Origin of the sequence: Pseudomonas sp. S06B 330, assembly GCF_002845275.2 — a bacterium.
Lineage (GTDB): Bacteria > Pseudomonadota > Gammaproteobacteria > Pseudomonadales > Pseudomonadaceae > Aquipseudomonas.
The window spans coordinates 5599094-5614938 of sequence record NZ_CP088149.1; the positions used below are offsets into that span (position 1 = coordinate 5599094).

Consider the following 15845-nt stretch of genomic DNA (forward strand, 5'->3'; position numbering starts at 1 on the left):
GCTCGTCGCCAATCAGCTTAGCGCTTCAGAGGGCAGGTGCAGGCATTTGCTGCAGTGCCGCCAACAATGCCGCGGCGCTGGCACCGCGACAATCCACTACATTCTGTGCCCCGGCATCCCGGGCTTGTGCGGCAACCCGCGGGCTAGGCACAAACAGCGGCAGTCGAGCCAGCTGCGGCCAATCATCCCCGGCCAGTTGCCGCAAGTGTTCAAAACCCTGCCCACTGCTGACCACCAGGCCATTCAGGCGTTCCCCGACAACACGCGAGGACAAGGCACCATTCGGGTAGGCTGGCAGTTGCCGACGGTAGAGTTGCAGATAATCGACACTAGCACCTTGCTCGGCGAGACGCTCGGCGAGCAGTTCACGACCGCCTTCGCCACGCATGATCAGTACCCGTGGCGCCGCCACGGCAATGGCTTGATGCAATGCGGGCAGTTGCAGCAGTGCTTCGCTGTCATCACCCGCCTCTGGAAAGCTGACCTGACAGCCATGGGCTTGAAGAATCTGAGCAGAGGCGGCGCCCACGGTAAACCAGGCTAGCGGCGGCAGATGCGGCCAAAAACATGAGGCCTGTGCCAACCCAAGGCGTGCAGCCGGTTTGCTCACCACGATAATCGCCGCATAACGATCCAGTGTACGCAACAGGTCACACTGAGGCTCATCCAGGCTAAGCGCCTCGATTTCCAACAACGGCAGGCTGCTGCTGGCAACCCCTTGTTCGGCCAACACCTGGGCCAGCGCAGTGCATTCTTCCGCCGGCCGGGTGAGGAGCAGGCGCCAGCTCCTCACGGGTGGCCGGCCTCGCCATAAACGGCCTTGAGGATGTCTTCGGCGCCTTGCTTGAGCAGGTCCTCGGCAACCTCAACGCCAAGGGCTTGTGCAGCACTGCGCGGTGCACGGGCCTGAGCGCTCAGTAGTTTGCCGCCACTTGGCTCACCGACCAGGCCGCGCAGCCACAGCTGATCGCCTTCGAGCACGGCGTAACAGGCAATCGGTACCTGGCAACCGCCATTGAGGTGCTTGTTCAGCGCTCGCTCAGCCGTCACACGGTCAGCGGTGTCCTGATGATGCAGCGGCGCCAGCAGGGCATGGATCTCGCTGTCGGCACTGCGGCACTCGATGCCCACCGCGCCCTGGCCACCGGCTGGAAGGCTGTCGTCGACACTGATGGCAGAGGTGATGCGATCTTCGAAACCAAGGCGGATCAAGCCAGCTGAAGCAAGGATGATGGCGTCGTATTCACCGGCATCAAGCTTGGCCAGGCGCGTGTTGACGTTGCCACGTAAAAAGCGAATTTCAAGATCAGGACGGTGGCTCAGCAGTTGGGCCTGACGGCGCAAGCTGGAGGTGCCCACGATGCTGGCTGCAGGCAGCTCTTCGAGGCTCTTGAACGTATTGGAAACAAAGGCGTCACGCGGATCTTCACGCTCGCAGATGCAATACAGGCCCAAGCCCTCAGGGAAGTCCATGGGCACGTCTTTCATCGAGTGCACGGCAATGTCGGCCTGGTTTTCCAGCAATGCGGTTTCCAGTTCCTTGACGAACAAACCCTTGCCACCGATCTTCGACAACGGCGAGTCGAGCAGCTTGTCGCCGCGACTGACCATCGGAACAAGGGTAACCAGCAGACCAGGATGAGCCTGCTCCAGACGAGCTTTTACGTATTCGGCCTGCCACAGGGCAAGGGCACTTTTGCGCGTGGCAATGCGGATTTCACGAGTGGACATGGATCGATCCGTACAAAGATAGATGTAACGGATGATAACAGCTCAATCCGACACGCTTGCAGATCTATGTCACAGGAGAAATAAACCATCCTTGGTAGGAATATTCTCCAAGCCTGCCCTAAAGCTGCTGCATCATCTTGCGCACACCGGCCACATGGCGGCGGCTGACGATCAGCGCATCGCCGTTAAGGCCCTTGAGGAACAGCTGGAAATGCCCCAGCGGCGTACGTTGCAGCCGTTCGATACGATTGCGCGCCACCAGTGCGTTACGGTGAATCCGCACAAAGCGATCACCAAACTCGTCTTCCAATGCCTTGAGTGGCTCATCCAGAAGCACCTCGCCGGCTTCATGGCGCAAGGTCACGTATTTGTGGTCGGCAATGAAATAAATCACCTGATCCAGGGGAATCAGTTCGATGCCTTTTCGGGTTCGCGCACTGATATGGCTACGGGGCCCGCTGCCACTCTCAGCGGCCGGCCGCGTCAGCGCCGCGAGCTGTACCCGACTGGGGCGCTCAGCCTTTCTCAACGCTTCACGCAGGGCCTCGGCCGTTACCGGTTTGAGCACATAGCCCAGGGTGCTGTCGGTGAAGGACTGCACGGTGAATTCGTCATCACCGGTACAGAACACAACGGCAGGCGGGGCTTCGCGCTCACACAGGCGCGCAGCAACCTGGAGACCATCCAGGCCCGGCATGCGGATGTCGAGCAGGACCACCTCAGGCTTGAGGCTGTCAATCAGGGCCAGAGCCTCTTCGCCATTGGTGGCGCTGGGCTCCAGTACTGTATAGCCACCCAGTTCGCCAAGCAGTCGGCTCAGGCGTTCCCGGGCTTGGGGTTCGTCATCAACGATCAGGACATTCATATAGCGCTGGATTCCTGCGTGAGTCTCGCACAAGGGTAGCGTAGACGGGTGAGGTGACGACCGTCACGGCGATCCACGCTCAGACTCGCACGATGGCTAAAGATTCACTGGTTCGGCAGGAAACATGCCGATCCTCTGTCCAACTGTAGACGGTTGCCGGAACGCTGCCGTTCAATCGATAAATATCCTGTTGCGCGTGTGCTGTCGCCTACCTCTTGCGCGACATAATCACGCACGTGCGCCGACCGCCGCCCTGCGGCACAGAGCTCAACCCTGTTATCATCAACGCCACTTTCCGTTCACGCCTTCAACGAGTGAATCCATGAGCACCGACAAGACCAATCAGTCCTGGGGCGGCCGCTTCAGTGAGCCCGTCGACGCCTTCGTCGCCCGCTTCACCGCCTCCGTCAATTTTGACCAGCGCCTGTACCGCCACGACATCATGGGTTCGATCGCCCACGCCACCATGTTGGCGAAGGTCGGCGTGCTCACCGACGCCGAGCGCGACACCATCATCGATGGCCTGAAAACCATCCAGGGCGAAATCGAGGCGGGCAACTTCGACTGGCGCGTCGACCTTGAAGACGTGCACATGAACATCGAAGCACGCCTGACCGACCGCATCGGCATCACCGGTAAAAAGCTGCACACCGGCCGCAGCCGCAACGACCAGGTCGCCACTGATATCCGTCTGTGGCTGCGCGACGAGATCGACCTGATCCTGGCCGAGATCACCCGCCTGCAGAAAGGCCTGCTGGAGCAGGCCGAGCGTGAAGCCGAAACCATCATGCCCGGCTTTACCCACCTGCAGACCGCTCAACCGGTTACTTTCGGCCACCATCTGCTGGCCTGGTTCGAAATGCTCAGCCGTGACTACGAGCGACTGGTCGATTGCCGCAAGCGCACCAACCGCATGCCTCTGGGCAGCGCCGCACTGGCGGGCACCACCTACCCGATCGATCGCGAACTGACTTGCAAACTGCTGGGCTTTGAAGCGGTGGGCGGCAACTCGCTGGACGGCGTCTCCGACCGCGACTTCGCCATTGAATTCTGCGCCGCCGCCAGCGTCGCAATGATGCACCTGTCGCGCTTCTCCGAAGAGCTGGTGCTGTGGACCAGCGCCCAGTTCCAGTTCATCGACCTGCCCGACCGCTTCTGCACCGGCAGTTCGATCATGCCGCAAAAGAAAAACCCGGATGTTCCGGAGCTGGTGCGCGGTAAGACCGGTCGCGTGTTCGGCGCCCTCACTGGCCTGCTGACCCTGATGAAAGGCCAGCCACTGGCCTACAACAAGGACAATCAGGAAGACAAAGAACCGCTGTTCGACGCCGCCGACACCCTGCGCGACTCGCTGCGGGCCTTTGCCGACATGATCCCGGCGATCAAACCGCGCCATGCAATCATGCGCGAAGCGGCCCTGCGTGGCTTCTCCACCGCCACCGACCTGGCTGACTACCTTGTGCGCCGTGGCTTGCCGTTCCGTGATTGCCACGAGATTGTCGGCCACGCGGTCAAGTACGGTGTCGATACCGGCAAAGACCTGGCTGAAATGAGCCTGGAGGAACTGCGTCAGTTCAGCGATCAGATCGAACAGGACGTGTTCGCCGTGCTGACCCTAGAAGGTTCGGTCAATGCCCGTAACCACATCGGCGGCACTGCACCAGCCCAGGTACGGACTGCAGTAGTTCGCGGCCAGGCGCTGCTGGCCAGCCGCTAAGTCGTAGATGCGCAGGCTCGTCGGCGTCCGGCCGCGAGCCTGCTGCTCTATTCGTTAGCGCTTGCCGCTACGCACCATCTCCAGGAACGCCGGCATCTGCGCTTCCTTGTCTGCGGTGATTTTCACCACGTTGGGATTTTCCTTGAAGTGCTTGAGCAACGCCTTGGCCTGAGGGAAATCTGCCAGCAAGTCCATGTCGAAGACATCCCTGCCCACTGCGCTTGCCAGATCGAGGCTGAAGCAGAACAGCATGTCAGCAATGGTCATCTCACTGCCCGCGACATAGGGGGCGAACTTGCCGTTGCGTTTGAGGGTTTCCACGCCTGCCAGCAACTCAGCCTTGGCTTTGTCCTTGATGGCCGGGTCGACTTTCATGCCGAAGAAGGCCTCGGGGAAGCAGGCGCGAGCAGGCAACTCGATATACAGCTCAATTTCCTTGGCCAGCTCGCGCACCTTGGCTTGAGCAAAGGCACCTTCCGGCAGCAACGCCTTACCGGGCTGGGTCTGCTCGATGTACTCGAGAATCAAGTTGGTTTCACTGAGAAAACCATGCTCGGTCTCCAGCACCGGCACCTTGCCGCGCGGGCTGACTTTCAACGCTTCCGGGCTCTGGCCACCGAAGAACAACACTTCTTCGAACGCAATGCCCTTTTCCAGCAGCGCCAGTTTGACCATGTTGTAGTAGTTGCTGACTGCAAATCCATGAAGCTTGAGCATGAAACAGCCTCCAGGCCGTAAAGGGGTTGGCCCGAGAGTTATAGACCCAAGTGCAGGACACTGACCAGCATCATACTGATGGTCGATAGCAAGGCATTGGCGCTTGGCTCGTGGCAAACTGAGCATCCCCTCAAGAGGAGATCGCCCATGAGCGAGCCAACCGATATCGACAACGACGAAGAAGAATTCGCCGAGTCGACCCTGATCGAAGCGATCGAGAACCAGATCGAAAGCGACAACCCGCCTGCCGCCAAAGCCACCTTCAACAAGCTGACCCTGGTCGGTTACGAACGCGAAGACATCCTCAACCTCATGGCCCACGTATTGGCCTATGAGATTGACGCGATGCTCGAAGAAGACCGCGCATTCAATACACAATGGTACGAAACCGCTTTGCGCGCCCTGCCCGAGCTGCCGCCGGAAAAGGACTAAAGCAAAGCAGGATTTCCCTGACTACACTGCACACCCAGGCACCGGTGACGGTGCTGCCCTCCTTGTCTGGAAGTCGGAGTCTTTATGTCGTTTACCCCCGAACTGATTGCCGAGCTGGAAGTCCTTGCCCTTTTCAACCTGGATAGCAGCCAGGAAGGTATCAAGGTCCATAACACCGCACCTGCAGAAGTCATCGCCGCTGCCAAACGCCTGTACGACAAACAACTGACTGACCAGCCCGATGGCGGCTACCTGACCAGCCTGGGCCATGATGCAGCCGAACACGTGCAACAACTGCTAACCATCCTCAACATCGCCCAACCGGCCTGATACTCAGTGGTGGGAGCGGATTTATCCGCGAAGGGGCGCATAGTGGCCCCAATGACAGGACTGCTGCCTAGTCCTTCGCGGATGAATCCGCTCCCGCTGCGTTGGTAAAATGGCGTCAAAATTCAAATAACGCTTAAACTCGCCACTGCTTCCTCCACACGGCCGGTTGTAGCTTGCAATGAACCACCCCCACGAAATCCGCCCCAACCTCGAGCAGGGCATTGACCGCAAGGTGCTCAGCCAACTGCGCCAACGTTACCTGACGCTTAATCAAGGGCGTCTGGAGCGAGCCATGGAAGGGCTATCGAGCCGACAACAGCAAGTCCTGACCTTGTTGGCGCTGTTTTTCCACGTCAATCACCCGCTGCTGCCCGGCTATGTCTCCGGCGCTACACCGGCTGGCGTCGCCAATTTCGAGCCTGACGCCCAACTGTTGGCTGAAGCACAACGTTTGACCCGCTCATTTTCCTACAAGGCTCGCCGCGGCAACCCTCCGCAACCCATCCATGGGCTTTACCTGATGGGTAGCCTGGGCACCCTCGCCCAGGCCGAACAAAGCGACATGGACGTCTGGGTCTGCCATGCCGCCGATCTCACCGAAAACGAACTGACGGAGCTGCGTAAAAAGTGCCAACTCCTGGAAATCTGGGCCGCCAGCCAGGGCGCTGAAGCGCATCTGTTCCTGATCGAACCGCAAGGCTTCGTTCAAGGTGAACGCGACAGCCAGCTGAGCTCCGATGACTGTGGCACCACGCAGCACTACCTGCTGCTCGACGAGTTCTATCGCACCGCCATCTGGCTGGCGGGACGCACGCCGCTATGGTGGCTGGTGCCGGTCTATGAAGAACAGCGCTATTGCCAATACATCGAAACCCTACTGTCCAAGCGTTTCGTGCGCGCTGAAGACCACCTCGACCTCGGTCATCTGGCGCATATTCCCCCGGGTGAGTTTGTCGGTGCCGGGCTCTGGCAGTTGTTCAAGGGCATCGAGTCACCCTACAAGTCGGTGCTCAAGCTGCTGCTGACCGAGGTCTATGCCAGCGAACACCCGCAGGTGCAGTGTCTAAGCCTGCAGTTCAAAAAAGCGGTGTTTGCCAACCGTCTCGACCTCGACGAGCTCGACCCGTACATGATGGTCTACCGGCGTATCGAACAGTACTTGCAAGGGCGTGGCGAACATCAGCGACTGGAGTTGGTACGCCGCAGTCTGTACCTGAAAGTGAACAAAAAACTCAGTGGCTTGCCCCGTCAGCGCAGCGCCAGCTGGCAGCGCGCTCTGTTGCAGCGACTGAGTCAGGAATGGGGCTGGGACGAGCGCCAACTGGCGCTACTCGATAGCCGTAGCCAGTGGAAAGTGCGCCAGGTAGCGGTTGAACGCAGGGAGCTGGTGGCCGAACTGAACTACAGCTACCGCTTCCTGTGCCAGTTTGCCCGTAACCAGAACGCCACCAGCCGTATCGACCAGCGCGATCTCAGCGTTCTTGGCCGACGCTTGTATGCCGCGTTCGAACGCCGCGCCGGCAAGGTCGAGTTTATCAACCCAGGCATCGCTCCAGACCTGGCCGAAGACACATTGACCCTCGTCCAATCACCCAACCGCAAGGAGCCGGGGCAAACCCACTGGGGCCTGTACAACGGTAATCTGGGCGTTCACGAGTGGGAACATTTCGCCCCAATCAAGCGCTGCCGCGAGCTGCTTGAGTTGTTGACCTGGGCTCACCGCAACGGCGTGATCGACAGCACCACCCGCCTGGCCTTGCATCCGGGCACCAGCGACTTGAGCGAGTACGAACTGTTTAATCTGCTGAGTAGCCTGCAACAGAGCGTGCCCCTGCCCTTGCCGAGGGTCAGTGACCAACGCTTGCTACAACCGAGTGTGGCCGATGAGGTGCTGTTGCTGGTTAATGTCGGTATCGATCCGTTGCAGCATCACCGTGACCTCAATGTACTGATGACCACCGAGCGCACCGACTCGCTCAGCTACGCCGGTGTACGCGAGAACCTAGTACTGACCCTGGATCAGGTCACACTCAACAGCTGGAACGAAGTCCAGGTACAACGCTATGACAGCGAGCATGCCCTGCTGCGCTGCTTACGTGACTATCTTAGCGGCCTGAGCAATGCCGGGCACCGACCACAATTACGCGTGCACTGCTTCTGCCACAACCGCGCTAACGCCATCGCACAACGGGTCGAAGAGGTGTTCGCCACCGCTCAGGCGCTACTCAGCCAGGGCTTGAACCATCGCTACGTGCTGCAGGTTCAGCAACACACTCATGTGCTGGAACTGCAGGCCGGGGCAATCAACCTGATCACACTGGACAGCACCGAAGCGCTATTGACCTATTTGTGCGAGGAGCGCGTCGACTACAGCCCGCTACACCTGGACGGCAATGCCCTGCAGGACTACGACCTCGCGCACCTGCTGCCACTGGGCCAGCCAGCATGCGTCCAGGTGTTCTACCGGATTCAGGACGCTTGGGCGGATCTCTATGTGCTGGATGAGCACAACGCCTTGTGGCAGCAGCGTATTCCGTTTCACGATGAAAGCAGCCTGCTGCTACCGCTGCAGCGTTTTTTGGACTCGATCACCTTGCGCAGTGACGCACGCTTGCCACTGGACGACCTCCACTGCCATGGCTCGGCGCAAGCTCTGTATTATCAACTGATGCCCTCCGGCCCGGGCAAGGTCCGCAGCGTAGAACCACGCCAGGCACCGAGACTGACCTTCGGCATGCCTTGTTACGAAGTACAGGCCATCTTACAGCCTGGTGTCGGTGACAGAGTCATGGTCACGCTTTACTGCAATCAGCGAGAGTTTTCAGAACTCGAACACGGTGACCAGCTATACGCCATGGTCGCTCGTGAGATCATCGCGCAGCGCCGCCAAGCCGAGCGCTATCGTTGCTACATCACCGATCTGGACCTGTCCGAAGTATTGGCCGATGAACAGGGTTCAACCACGCTCTACCTGCGTTACAAGCGTGAGCTGGAACAAGCATTAAACGATGGGCTGGAACAGATTCAGGCCGACTTGGACCGGCGACCCGCCCCCTTGGCTTGACCCACGATACATTTCCCTCTGCTCAGCACACCGTGCACAACGCACGTTAGGCACTCTCATTACGCAAGGAGTGCAACATGAGCACACAAAACTGGATGGGCAACATGCCGGAACTGGGGCGCTTGCGCATTGCGGAACTGGTCCTGCCTGGCAGCCATGATTCGGGCATGGACAAGCAGAACACAAACATGGTCGTTCCCCAGGAAATAACCCAGGATGTTCCTTGTATTGAACAGATTCGTGGCGGCATTCGTGCCTTAGACCTGCGCCTGCGAGCCTATTACGAATACACCCCGGACTCACCCTATCGCTACCAGTTGTTTCACTTCTCCTCTTCAGGACGGTCGCTGTTCGCAGATGTGATCAACCAGCTCAACCTCTTCTACCAGGAGCCTGCCAACAGCAAAGAAATTGTCATCCTCGACTTTCATCAGTTTGACCGTTTCAGCGGCCAGGAACACACCTGGCTACAGCAAGCATTGCAAGCGCGGTTAGGACCGCGAATGATTCCCTGGTCTCTTAACCAACTCACCCTGGAAGAGCTATGGCGCGATCATCCGGGTAAGACCGTGGTAGTGGCCTACAACGGCCCGGGCATAGCGACGTTTTGGCCTGGGGTGCAGCAGAACTGGATAGGAGAGAACACGCCGAGTACGCAGGAACTGAAAGCGTTCATGGACCAAGTAGCAGCGCGTGGGTGGTCTCGTCACCGGCTGACCTCAATCCAATGCGCGAAGTACAACAAAGTGGTCTTCACCCCGGATGATTTCAGCGACAAGATCGATCAATGGTTCGAATCCATAGATCTGAGCAGCTACATTCAGCAGTTCCAGATCATTAACACCGACTGGTCGCTGCGCAGCCGCATCGTCGAAAACTGCATTCACGCCTCTCGATTACGCGCACTCAACGCCAGGTAATCAGTGCCCCTTCGAAGCGCCCGCACAGTGGAATGCGGGCGCCTTCACGTCAGAGGTCGAAGTCACCGGCCGCTTCTGGCTGATACTCGACTTCCAGCAGCTTGAGCTTGAGGGTCTTGCCGCCCGGAGCCGGCCAGTCGATCTGCTCGCCTGCCGACAGGCCCAACAACGCACTGCCGATCGGTGCAAGAATCGAGATCTTACCTTCGTCAGCGTTGGCATCCTTCGGGTACACCAGGGTCAGGTGGTAGTCCTTGCCGCCGGCTTCCTCGCGGCAATGAACCCGGGAGTTCATGGTCACGACACCGGCCGGAACTTCCTCGTGACCGACCTGCTCGGCGCGGTCCAGCTCTGCCTGCAAGGCGAGCACACCCGGCGAATCTTGCGTCTTCTCATCGAGGCTGTCGATCAGACGCTCGAGACGCTGTACGTCCAATCGGGTGACGATAATGGAAGGCTGGGTGCTCATGATCCAGTCAGACTCCTTTTTTTGAGCGATATAAAGCAAAACCCCGCCCAAGGGCGGGGTTTGCAGGAATTCGGCACTGCCGAAGCAAGATCGACACTACCACAGCCAAGTAAATACACAATACCTGAAGGGTTTACGCCGATCCGGCCAGTTGTCGACGCACCAGTGCTTCCTGGCAGATCTGCCGACGTTGGTCATCATCGGCTGAGCGCCACTGACGGATGTCTTCGACATGGCGGAAACAGCCGATACAAACCTTGTGCTCATCCAGCCGACAGGTGCTGATGCATGGCGACGGCACCGCCGGACTGACATTGCTGTAGAGCGGCTTGGCCGACTTTGGCGCATTGCTCATTTCAGATCTCTTCGAAATCGAGCTTCTCGCCCACGCGCTCCCAGACGATACGCTCAAGCATCTCACCCAGCAGCTCTTCGGTTTTTTCACAAGTCCACTTGCCGTTCTGCTCATCGTAATCGAAGTGGAAACCACCGGACTTGTCAGCCAGCCACAACTGGCGCAACGGCTCCTGACGACTGAAGATCAGTTGGCTGCCGTTGTCGAATTTGATGGTCAGGACGCCAGCCGAGTTCTCCATGTCCAGATCCAGGTCCGTGTCATCGAACAGGTCTTCCAGTGCCTGTTGGGTCGCGTCGACCAGGTCGTGAAAACGCGCTTCGGTCAAACTCATTGCAAGAACCTCAAAAATGTCTGCACACACGCAAGCCGGGCAAGATACGAGCGCCGCGCGCCGAATGCAAAGGATAACGCCCCGCGCCAACCCCGGCAGCTACCCCCCGCCCGACGGCGGGCCGCCTGCATAGGCAAGGCGGCAGGCGCTCGGTATACTCGGGCGCAATACTGCTTATTTCAAAGGATTACGCCATGAAGCGCCTGATCTCCTCCCTCGCGGCGCTCGTCGCGATTGCCTGCCTTGTTTCCGCCTGCGGCCAAAAGGGCCCGCTGTACCTGCCAGACGAGAGCAAAGACGGTCAAAAGTCGCAATCGCACAAGCACCAGTAAGGGTAACCCATGGACGCTTTCAATTACCGCGACGGTGAACTGTTCGCGGAAGGCGTGGCCCTGTCGGCCATCGCCGAAAAATTCGGCACGCCCACCTACGTGTACTCACGCGCCCACATTGAGGCCCAGTACCGTAGCTACGCTGATGCCCTGCAGGGTGTTTCCCACCTGGTCTGCTTTGCTGTCAAAGCCAACTCCAACCTCGGTGTGCTGAATGTGTTGGCTCGCCTGGGCGCGGGTTTCGACATCGTTTCCGGTGGTGAGCTGGAACGTGTCCTGGCCGCTGGCGGCCGTGCCGATCGCGTGGTGTTCTCCGGTGTCGGCAAGACCCGCGAAGACATGCGTCGTGCCCTGGAAGTCGGTGTGCACTGCTTCAACGTCGAGTCCACCGATGAGCTCGAACGCCTGCAAGTGGTTGCCGCCGAGATGGGCCTGCGTGCGCCGATTTCGCTACGGGTCAACCCGGATGTCGACGCCGGCACCCACCCGTACATTTCCACCGGCCTGAAAGAGAACAAATTCGGCATCGCCATCGCCGATGCTGAAGAGGTCTACATCCGCGCCGCCCAGCTGCCGAATCTGGAAGTGGTCGGGGTCGACTGCCATATCGGTTCGCAGCTGACCACTCTGGAGCCGTTCCTCGACGCCCTCGACCGCCTGCTGGCGCTGATCGACCGCCTCGGCGACTGTGGCATCCACCTGCGTCACCTGGACCTGGGTGGCGGTGTTGGCGTGCGTTACCGTGACGAAGAGCCGCCGCTGGCTGGCGATTACATCAAGGCCATCCGCGAGCGCCTTGGCGACCGCGACCTGGCCTTGGTGTTCGAACCGGGCCGCTACATCGTGGCCAACGCTGGCGTCCTGCTGAGCCGCGTTGAATACCTCAAGCACACCGAACATAAAGACTTCGCCATCGTTGACGCGGCGATGAACGACCTGATTCGCCCCGCCCTGTACCAGGCCTGGATGAACGTCACCGCGGTGCAGCCGCGCGCTGGCGAAGGCCGCACTTACGACGTGGTCGGCCCGATCTGTGAAACCGGCGACTTCCTGGCCAAAGAGCGCACGCTCAACCTGGCCGAAGGCGATCTGCTGGCGGTGCACTCGGCGGGCGCCTATGGTTTTGTCATGAGCTCGAACTACAACACCCGTGGCCGTTGCGCTGAAATCCTGGTCGATGGTGACCAGGCCTTCGAAGTACGTCGCCGCGAAACCGTAGCCGAGTTGTTCGCTGGCGAAAGCCTGCTGCCGGAGTAACCCCATGCTGCTGCGTTTTACCAAAATGCATGGGCTGGGCAATGACTTCATGGTCCTTGACCTGGTCAGCCAGCATGCGCATATCCTGCCCAAGCACGCCAAGCAATGGGGTGACCGTCATACCGGTATCGGCTTCGACCAGTTGCTGATCGTCGAAGCACCGAGCAACCCGGAGGTGGATTTCCGCTATCGGATTTTCAACGCCGACGGTTCCGAGGTTGAGCAGTGTGGCAACGGTGCGCGTTGCTTTGCCCGCTTCGTGCTGGACAAACGCCTGACCGCGAAAAAGCGTATCCGCGTCGAAACCAAGGGCGGCATCATTGAGCTGGACGTACGCAACGACGGGCAGATCTGCGTTGACATGGGGCCGCCACGGCTGGTCCCGGCCGAGATTCCCTTCGATGCACCGGCGCAGGCCCTGAGTTACCCGCTGGAAGTGGACGGGCAGCAGGTCGAGCTGGCCGCCGTGTCGATGGGCAATCCCCATGCGGTGCTGCGCGTCAACGACATCAATAACGCTCCGGTTCACCAACTGGGCCCACAGATCGAGCATCACCCGCGCTTCCCGCAGCGGGTCAATGTCGGCTTCATCCAGGTCATCGATCGCCACCGTGCTCAACTGCGTGTCTGGGAGCGTGGTGCTGGGGAAACCCAGGCATGTGGTACCGGCGCTTGCGCTGCGGCCGTAGCCGCGATCAGCCAGGGCTGGATGGACTCGCCACTGCTGATCGACCTTCCCGGTGGGCGCCTGTCCATCGAGTGGGGCGGTCCGGGCAAACCGGTGCTGATGACTGGCCCAGCCGTACGCGTGTTTGAAGGACAGGTTCGACTATGAGTGAGTATCGACCATGAGCGATCAGCCCCAGGCACCCGCCGAACAGCCCACCGACCTTAGCGCCGAGGGTTCAACGCCCGCCTTCGGGGCTGAGGCCGTGGTTGCCTACCTGCGCGACAACCCGACGTTCTTCGCCGAGCACGATGAATTGCTCAGTGAACTGCACATCCCTCACCAGCGCGGCGACACTGTTTCGCTGGTAGAGCGCCAGCTCACGTTGCTGCGCGGCCGCAACATCGAGATGCGTCACCGCCTCTCGCAGTTGATGGACGTAGCACGCGACAACGACCGCTTGTTCGACAAGACCCGCCGACTGATCCTCGACCTGCTCGATGCCGACAGCCTGGAAGCGGTGGTCATGGCGGTTGAAGACAGCCTGCGCCAAGAATTCAAGGTGCCCTTTGTCAGCCTGATCCTGTTCGGTGAAACCGCCGCGCCGGTCGGCCGTTGGGTCAACAGCGCCGACGCACAGCAAGCCATCGGTGGCCTGCTGTGCAGCGGCAAGACCGTCAGCGGCAACCTGCGCGATCATGAACTGGACTTTTTGTTCGGTGAAGAGCAACGCAAGGAAGTCGGCTCAACGGCCGTTGCCACACTTAACCACCAAGGCCTGCACGGCGTCCTGGCCATCGCCAGCCGTGACCCGCAGCACTACAAGAGCAGCGTCGGCACCCTGTTTCTCAGTTACATCGCCGAAGTGCTTGGCCGCGTGGTGCCGCGCTTTACCCAGACCTTGCGCCCGGTGCGCTGATGGAACGCCAGCTGCAGGCTTTCAGCGCGCACCTGCGCAACGAACGCCAGGTGTCCGAGCATACCCAGCTGGCCTACCGTCGCGACCTCGACAATGTCCTGGCCTTCTGCGCCAAGAGCGGGATCGATAGCTGGAATGCCTTGCAGATCCAGCACCTGCGTCAGTTCATTGCCCGCCAGCATCATCAGGGGCAATCATCACGCAGCCTGGCGCGCCTGCTCTCGGCGGTGCGTGGTTTCTACCGCTACCTCAACCGTGAAGGCGTGTGCAGCCACGATCCAGCCAACGGCCTGGCAGCACCCAAGGGCGAACGACGCCTGCCCAAGACTCTCGACACCGACCGTGCCCTGCAACTGCTCGAAGGCGCGGTGGAAGACGAGTTTCTCGCCCGTCGCGACCAGGCCATGCTTGAGCTGTTTTACTCCTCAGGCCTGCGTCTGTCGGAGCTGACCAGCCTGAACATCGACCAATTGGACCTGCCCGCCGGCCTGGTCCAGGTCCACGGCAAAGGCAGCAAGACCCGCGTGTTGCCGGTCGGCCGCAAAGCCCGCGAAGCCCTTGAGCAATGGCTAGCCCTGCGCGGCAGCAGCGCCCCGCAAGATGGCGCGGTGTTCGTCAGCCAGCAAGGACGGCGCCTGGGGCCACGCGCCATACAACTGCGCGTGCAAGCCGCTGGCGCACGGGAGTTGGGCCAGAACTTGCACCCGCACATGTTACGTCACTCCTTTGCCAGTCACCTGCTGGAGTCGTCCCAGGACCTGCGCGCCGTACAGGAGATGCTCGGCCATGCCGACATCGCCACCACTCAGATCTACACTCACCTTGATTTCCAGCACCTGGCCGCTGTCTATGACAGCGCCCATCCCCGGGCCAAACGCAGTAAGGGCAGCGATTGATGAGCATCGAACTGATCACCTTTGATCTTGACGACACCCTGTGGGATACCGCCCCGGTAATCGTCAGCGCCGAAGCCATCCTACGTGACTGGCTAGCCGCCAACGCGCCCGACCTTGGCGCTGTACCCGTGGAGCATCTGTACGCTATCCGCGAGCGCCTGGTACAGGCCGAGCCAGGGCTCAAGCACCGCATCAGCGCCTTGCGCCGCCGCGTGTTGTTCCATGCCCTGGAAGATGTTGGCTACAGCGAGAACAAAGCCCGCGAGCTGGCCAACGAAGGCTTCGAGGTGTTTCTCCACGCCCGGCATCAGATCGATATCTTCCCCGAGGTTCAACCGGTACTGGAAATTCTCCGGCGCCATTACACCCTTGGCGTTGTCACCAACGGCAATGCCGATGTGCGTCGCCTGGGGTTAGCCGACTACTTCAAGTTTGCCCTCTGCGCCGAAGACATCGGCATCGGCAAACCTGACCCACAACCTTTCCTCGAAGCCTTGCGTCAGGGCCAGGTTGAAGCTCACGCCGCTGTGCATATCGGCGATCACCCTGGTGATGATATTGCCGGCGCCCAACGGGCGGGCCTGCGGGCGATCTGGTTCAATCCACAGGGCAAGGCCTGGGAGGCCGAGAACCGTCCTGATGCCGAGATCCAGCGCCTCTCGCAACTGCCCGAGCTGCTCAATAGCTGGCGATAGGCGCGCGGATTACTCTGACGGTCGATGGAATATAAGTTTGAGTTTCTCGACGTACTTTGAACCGGTACTGCTTTTATTTGAGCCTGCTGCGACCGCTTTCGGTGTCGCCTCTTTCGACAGCCATGAATTCGCCTCAGGCTTGTGC

General features: G+C 60.1%; 18 protein-coding genes and 1 pseudogene. 11 read left to right on the forward strand and 8 right to left on the reverse strand.

What is annotated here, in order from left to right; genetic code table 11:
* Positions 1–25: 25 nt before the first annotated feature.
* From CX511_RS25195 to CX511_RS25210, 4 genes and pseudogenes are all read right to left on the reverse strand, one after another.
* The gene (locus CX511_RS25195; protein WP_231353355.1) at positions 26–793 is read right to left on the reverse strand and encodes a uroporphyrinogen-III synthase; all 768 of its coding nucleotides are present in this window, start codon (positions 791–793) and stop codon (positions 26–28) included.
* The gene (gene hemC, locus CX511_RS25200; RefSeq protein ID WP_101293182.1) at positions 790–1731 is read right to left on the reverse strand and encodes a hydroxymethylbilane synthase; all 942 of its coding nucleotides are present in this window, start codon (positions 1729–1731) and stop codon (positions 790–792) included. The genes CX511_RS25195 and hemC overlap by 4 nt, the downstream gene beginning before the upstream one ends.
* 118 nt (positions 1732–1849) lie before the next feature.
* Entirely contained in the window at positions 1850–2596 is a 747-nt protein-coding gene (locus CX511_RS25205; protein WP_045181463.1) for a LytR/AlgR family response regulator transcription factor, read from the reverse strand.
* Positions 2593–2700 (reverse strand): annotated as a pseudogene (locus tag CX511_RS25210) (sensor histidine kinase); the annotation flags it as partial. The pseudogene CX511_RS25210 and the gene CX511_RS25205, both read right to left, overlap by 4 nt.
* A gap of 218 nt (positions 2701–2918) precedes the next feature.
* On the opposite strand from CX511_RS25210, the gene argH reads away from it, so the two are divergent.
* Positions 2919–4313 (forward strand): argininosuccinate lyase, encoded by a 1395-nt coding sequence (argH, locus tag CX511_RS25215; protein ID WP_045181460.1) that lies wholly within the window; start codon positions 2919–2921, stop codon positions 4311–4313.
* Positions 4314–4367: 54 nt separating this feature from the next.
* Here argH and CX511_RS25220 read toward each other — a convergent pair whose 3' ends face one another.
* Positions 4368–5030, reverse strand: coding sequence for a glutathione S-transferase family protein (locus CX511_RS25220; RefSeq protein WP_045181457.1), 663 nt, complete (start codon positions 5028–5030; stop codon positions 4368–4370).
* A 147-nt stretch (positions 5031–5177) separates the two neighbouring features.
* On the opposite strand from CX511_RS25220, the gene CX511_RS25225 reads away from it, so the two are divergent.
* The 4 genes from CX511_RS25225 (at position 5178) to CX511_RS25240 (ending at position 9776) form a co-directional block, all read left to right on the forward strand.
* Positions 5178–5462 (forward strand): hypothetical protein, encoded by a 285-nt coding sequence (locus CX511_RS25225; protein WP_045181455.1) that lies wholly within the window; start codon positions 5178–5180, stop codon positions 5460–5462.
* A gap of 84 nt (positions 5463–5546) precedes the next feature.
* The gene (locus CX511_RS25230; protein ID WP_045181453.1) at positions 5547–5792 is read left to right on the forward strand and encodes a TIGR02647 family protein; all 246 of its coding nucleotides are present in this window, start codon (positions 5547–5549) and stop codon (positions 5790–5792) included.
* A gap of 178 nt (positions 5793–5970) precedes the next feature.
* Positions 5971–8856: a class I adenylate cyclase gene (locus CX511_RS25235; RefSeq protein ID WP_045181450.1), complete on the forward strand. Its 2886-nt coding sequence runs from the start codon at positions 5971–5973 to the stop codon at positions 8854–8856.
* Between the two features lie 77 nt (positions 8857–8933).
* Positions 8934–9776 (forward strand): PI-PLC domain-containing protein, encoded by an 843-nt coding sequence (locus tag CX511_RS25240; protein ID WP_045181447.1) that lies wholly within the window; start codon positions 8934–8936, stop codon positions 9774–9776.
* A gap of 49 nt (positions 9777–9825) precedes the next feature.
* On the opposite strand, the gene rnk is transcribed toward CX511_RS25240, so the two are convergent.
* The 3 genes from rnk to cyaY form a co-directional block, all read right to left on the reverse strand.
* Positions 9826–10245: a nucleoside diphosphate kinase regulator gene (gene rnk, locus CX511_RS25245; RefSeq protein WP_045181444.1), complete on the reverse strand. Its 420-nt coding sequence runs from the start codon at positions 10243–10245 to the stop codon at positions 9826–9828.
* A gap of 133 nt (positions 10246–10378) precedes the next feature.
* Complete coding sequence (locus CX511_RS25250; RefSeq protein ID WP_045181442.1) at positions 10379–10600, reverse strand: DUF1289 domain-containing protein; 222 nt, start codon at positions 10598–10600, stop codon at positions 10379–10381.
* Position 10601: 1 nt separating this feature from the next.
* On the reverse strand, positions 10602–10934 hold the full coding sequence (gene cyaY, locus CX511_RS25255) for an iron donor protein CyaY (RefSeq protein WP_028942410.1): 333 nt from the start codon (positions 10932–10934) through the stop codon (positions 10602–10604).
* Between the two features lie 194 nt (positions 10935–11128).
* Here cyaY and lptM point away from each other — a divergent pair, with 194 nt between their 5' ends.
* From lptM to CX511_RS25285, 6 genes are read left to right on the forward strand one after another with little or no spacing between them, the layout of a single operon-like run.
* Positions 11129–11266, forward strand: a complete 138-nt coding sequence (lptM, locus tag CX511_RS25260) for an LPS translocon maturation chaperone LptM (RefSeq protein WP_045181439.1) — start codon at positions 11129–11131, stop codon at positions 11264–11266.
* A gap of 9 nt (positions 11267–11275) precedes the next feature.
* Positions 11276–12523, forward strand: a complete 1248-nt coding sequence (gene lysA / locus CX511_RS25265) for a diaminopimelate decarboxylase (RefSeq protein ID WP_045181437.1) — start codon at positions 11276–11278, stop codon at positions 12521–12523.
* 4 nt (positions 12524–12527) lie between these two features.
* Positions 12528–13358 (forward strand): diaminopimelate epimerase, encoded by an 831-nt coding sequence (dapF, locus tag CX511_RS25270; RefSeq protein ID WP_045181435.1) that lies wholly within the window; start codon positions 12528–12530, stop codon positions 13356–13358.
* A gap of 13 nt (positions 13359–13371) precedes the next feature.
* Positions 13372–14109: a DUF484 family protein gene (locus CX511_RS25275; protein ID WP_045181433.1), complete on the forward strand. Its 738-nt coding sequence runs from the start codon at positions 13372–13374 to the stop codon at positions 14107–14109.
* Positions 14109–15005: a tyrosine recombinase XerC gene (gene xerC, locus CX511_RS25280; protein ID WP_045181430.1), complete on the forward strand. Its 897-nt coding sequence runs from the start codon at positions 14109–14111 to the stop codon at positions 15003–15005. Before CX511_RS25275 ends, xerC begins: the two co-directional genes overlap by 1 nt.
* A complete protein-coding gene (locus tag CX511_RS25285; RefSeq protein WP_045181427.1) occupies positions 15005–15700 on the forward strand; it encodes an HAD family hydrolase in 696 nt (231 codons plus the stop codon). The genes xerC and CX511_RS25285 overlap by 1 nt, the downstream gene beginning before the upstream one ends.
* The last annotated feature ends 145 nt before the right edge of the window (positions 15701–15845 follow it).

Bases quoted from the DNA above. Each gene is read 5' to 3' on its own strand.
- dapF (WP_045181435.1), top strand. From the start codon at position 12,528: ATGCTGCTGCGTTTTACCAAAATGCATGGGCTGGGCAATGACTTCATG.
- CX511_RS25230 (WP_045181453.1), top strand. From the start codon at position 5,547: ATGTCGTTTACCCCCGAACTGATTGCCGAGCTGGAAGTCCTTGCCCTT.
- lysA (WP_045181437.1), top strand. From the start codon at position 11,276: ATGGACGCTTTCAATTACCGCGACGGTGAACTGTTCGCGGAAGGCGTG.
- CX511_RS25285 (WP_045181427.1), top strand. From the start codon at position 15,005: ATGAGCATCGAACTGATCACCTTTGATCTTGACGACACCCTGTGGGAT.
- CX511_RS25220 (WP_045181457.1), bottom strand. From the start codon at position 5,030: ATGCTCAAGCTTCATGGATTTGCAGTCAGCAACTACTACAACATGGTC.
- CX511_RS25235 (WP_045181450.1), top strand. From the start codon at position 5,971: ATGAACCACCCCCACGAAATCCGCCCCAACCTCGAGCAGGGCATTGAC.
- xerC (WP_045181430.1), top strand. From the start codon at position 14,109: ATGGAACGCCAGCTGCAGGCTTTCAGCGCGCACCTGCGCAACGAACGC.
- CX511_RS25225 (WP_045181455.1), top strand. From the start codon at position 5,178: ATGAGCGAGCCAACCGATATCGACAACGACGAAGAAGAATTCGCCGAG.
- CX511_RS25205 (WP_045181463.1), bottom strand. From the start codon at position 2,596: ATGAATGTCCTGATCGTTGATGACGAACCCCAAGCCCGGGAACGCCTG.
- cyaY (WP_028942410.1), bottom strand. From the start codon at position 10,934: ATGAGTTTGACCGAAGCGCGTTTTCACGACCTGGTCGACGCGACCCAA.
- argH (WP_045181460.1), top strand. From the start codon at position 2,919: ATGAGCACCGACAAGACCAATCAGTCCTGGGGCGGCCGCTTCAGTGAG.
- lptM (WP_045181439.1), top strand. From the start codon at position 11,129: ATGAAGCGCCTGATCTCCTCCCTCGCGGCGCTCGTCGCGATTGCCTGC.
- CX511_RS25275 (WP_045181433.1), top strand. From the start codon at position 13,372: ATGAGCGATCAGCCCCAGGCACCCGCCGAACAGCCCACCGACCTTAGC.
- hemC (WP_101293182.1), bottom strand. From the start codon at position 1,731: ATGTCCACTCGTGAAATCCGCATTGCCACGCGCAAAAGTGCCCTTGCC.
- rnk (WP_045181444.1), bottom strand. From the start codon at position 10,245: ATGAGCACCCAGCCTTCCATTATCGTCACCCGATTGGACGTACAGCGT.
- CX511_RS25240 (WP_045181447.1), top strand. From the start codon at position 8,934: ATGAGCACACAAAACTGGATGGGCAACATGCCGGAACTGGGGCGCTTG.
- CX511_RS25250 (WP_045181442.1), bottom strand. From the start codon at position 10,600: ATGAGCAATGCGCCAAAGTCGGCCAAGCCGCTCTACAGCAATGTCAGT.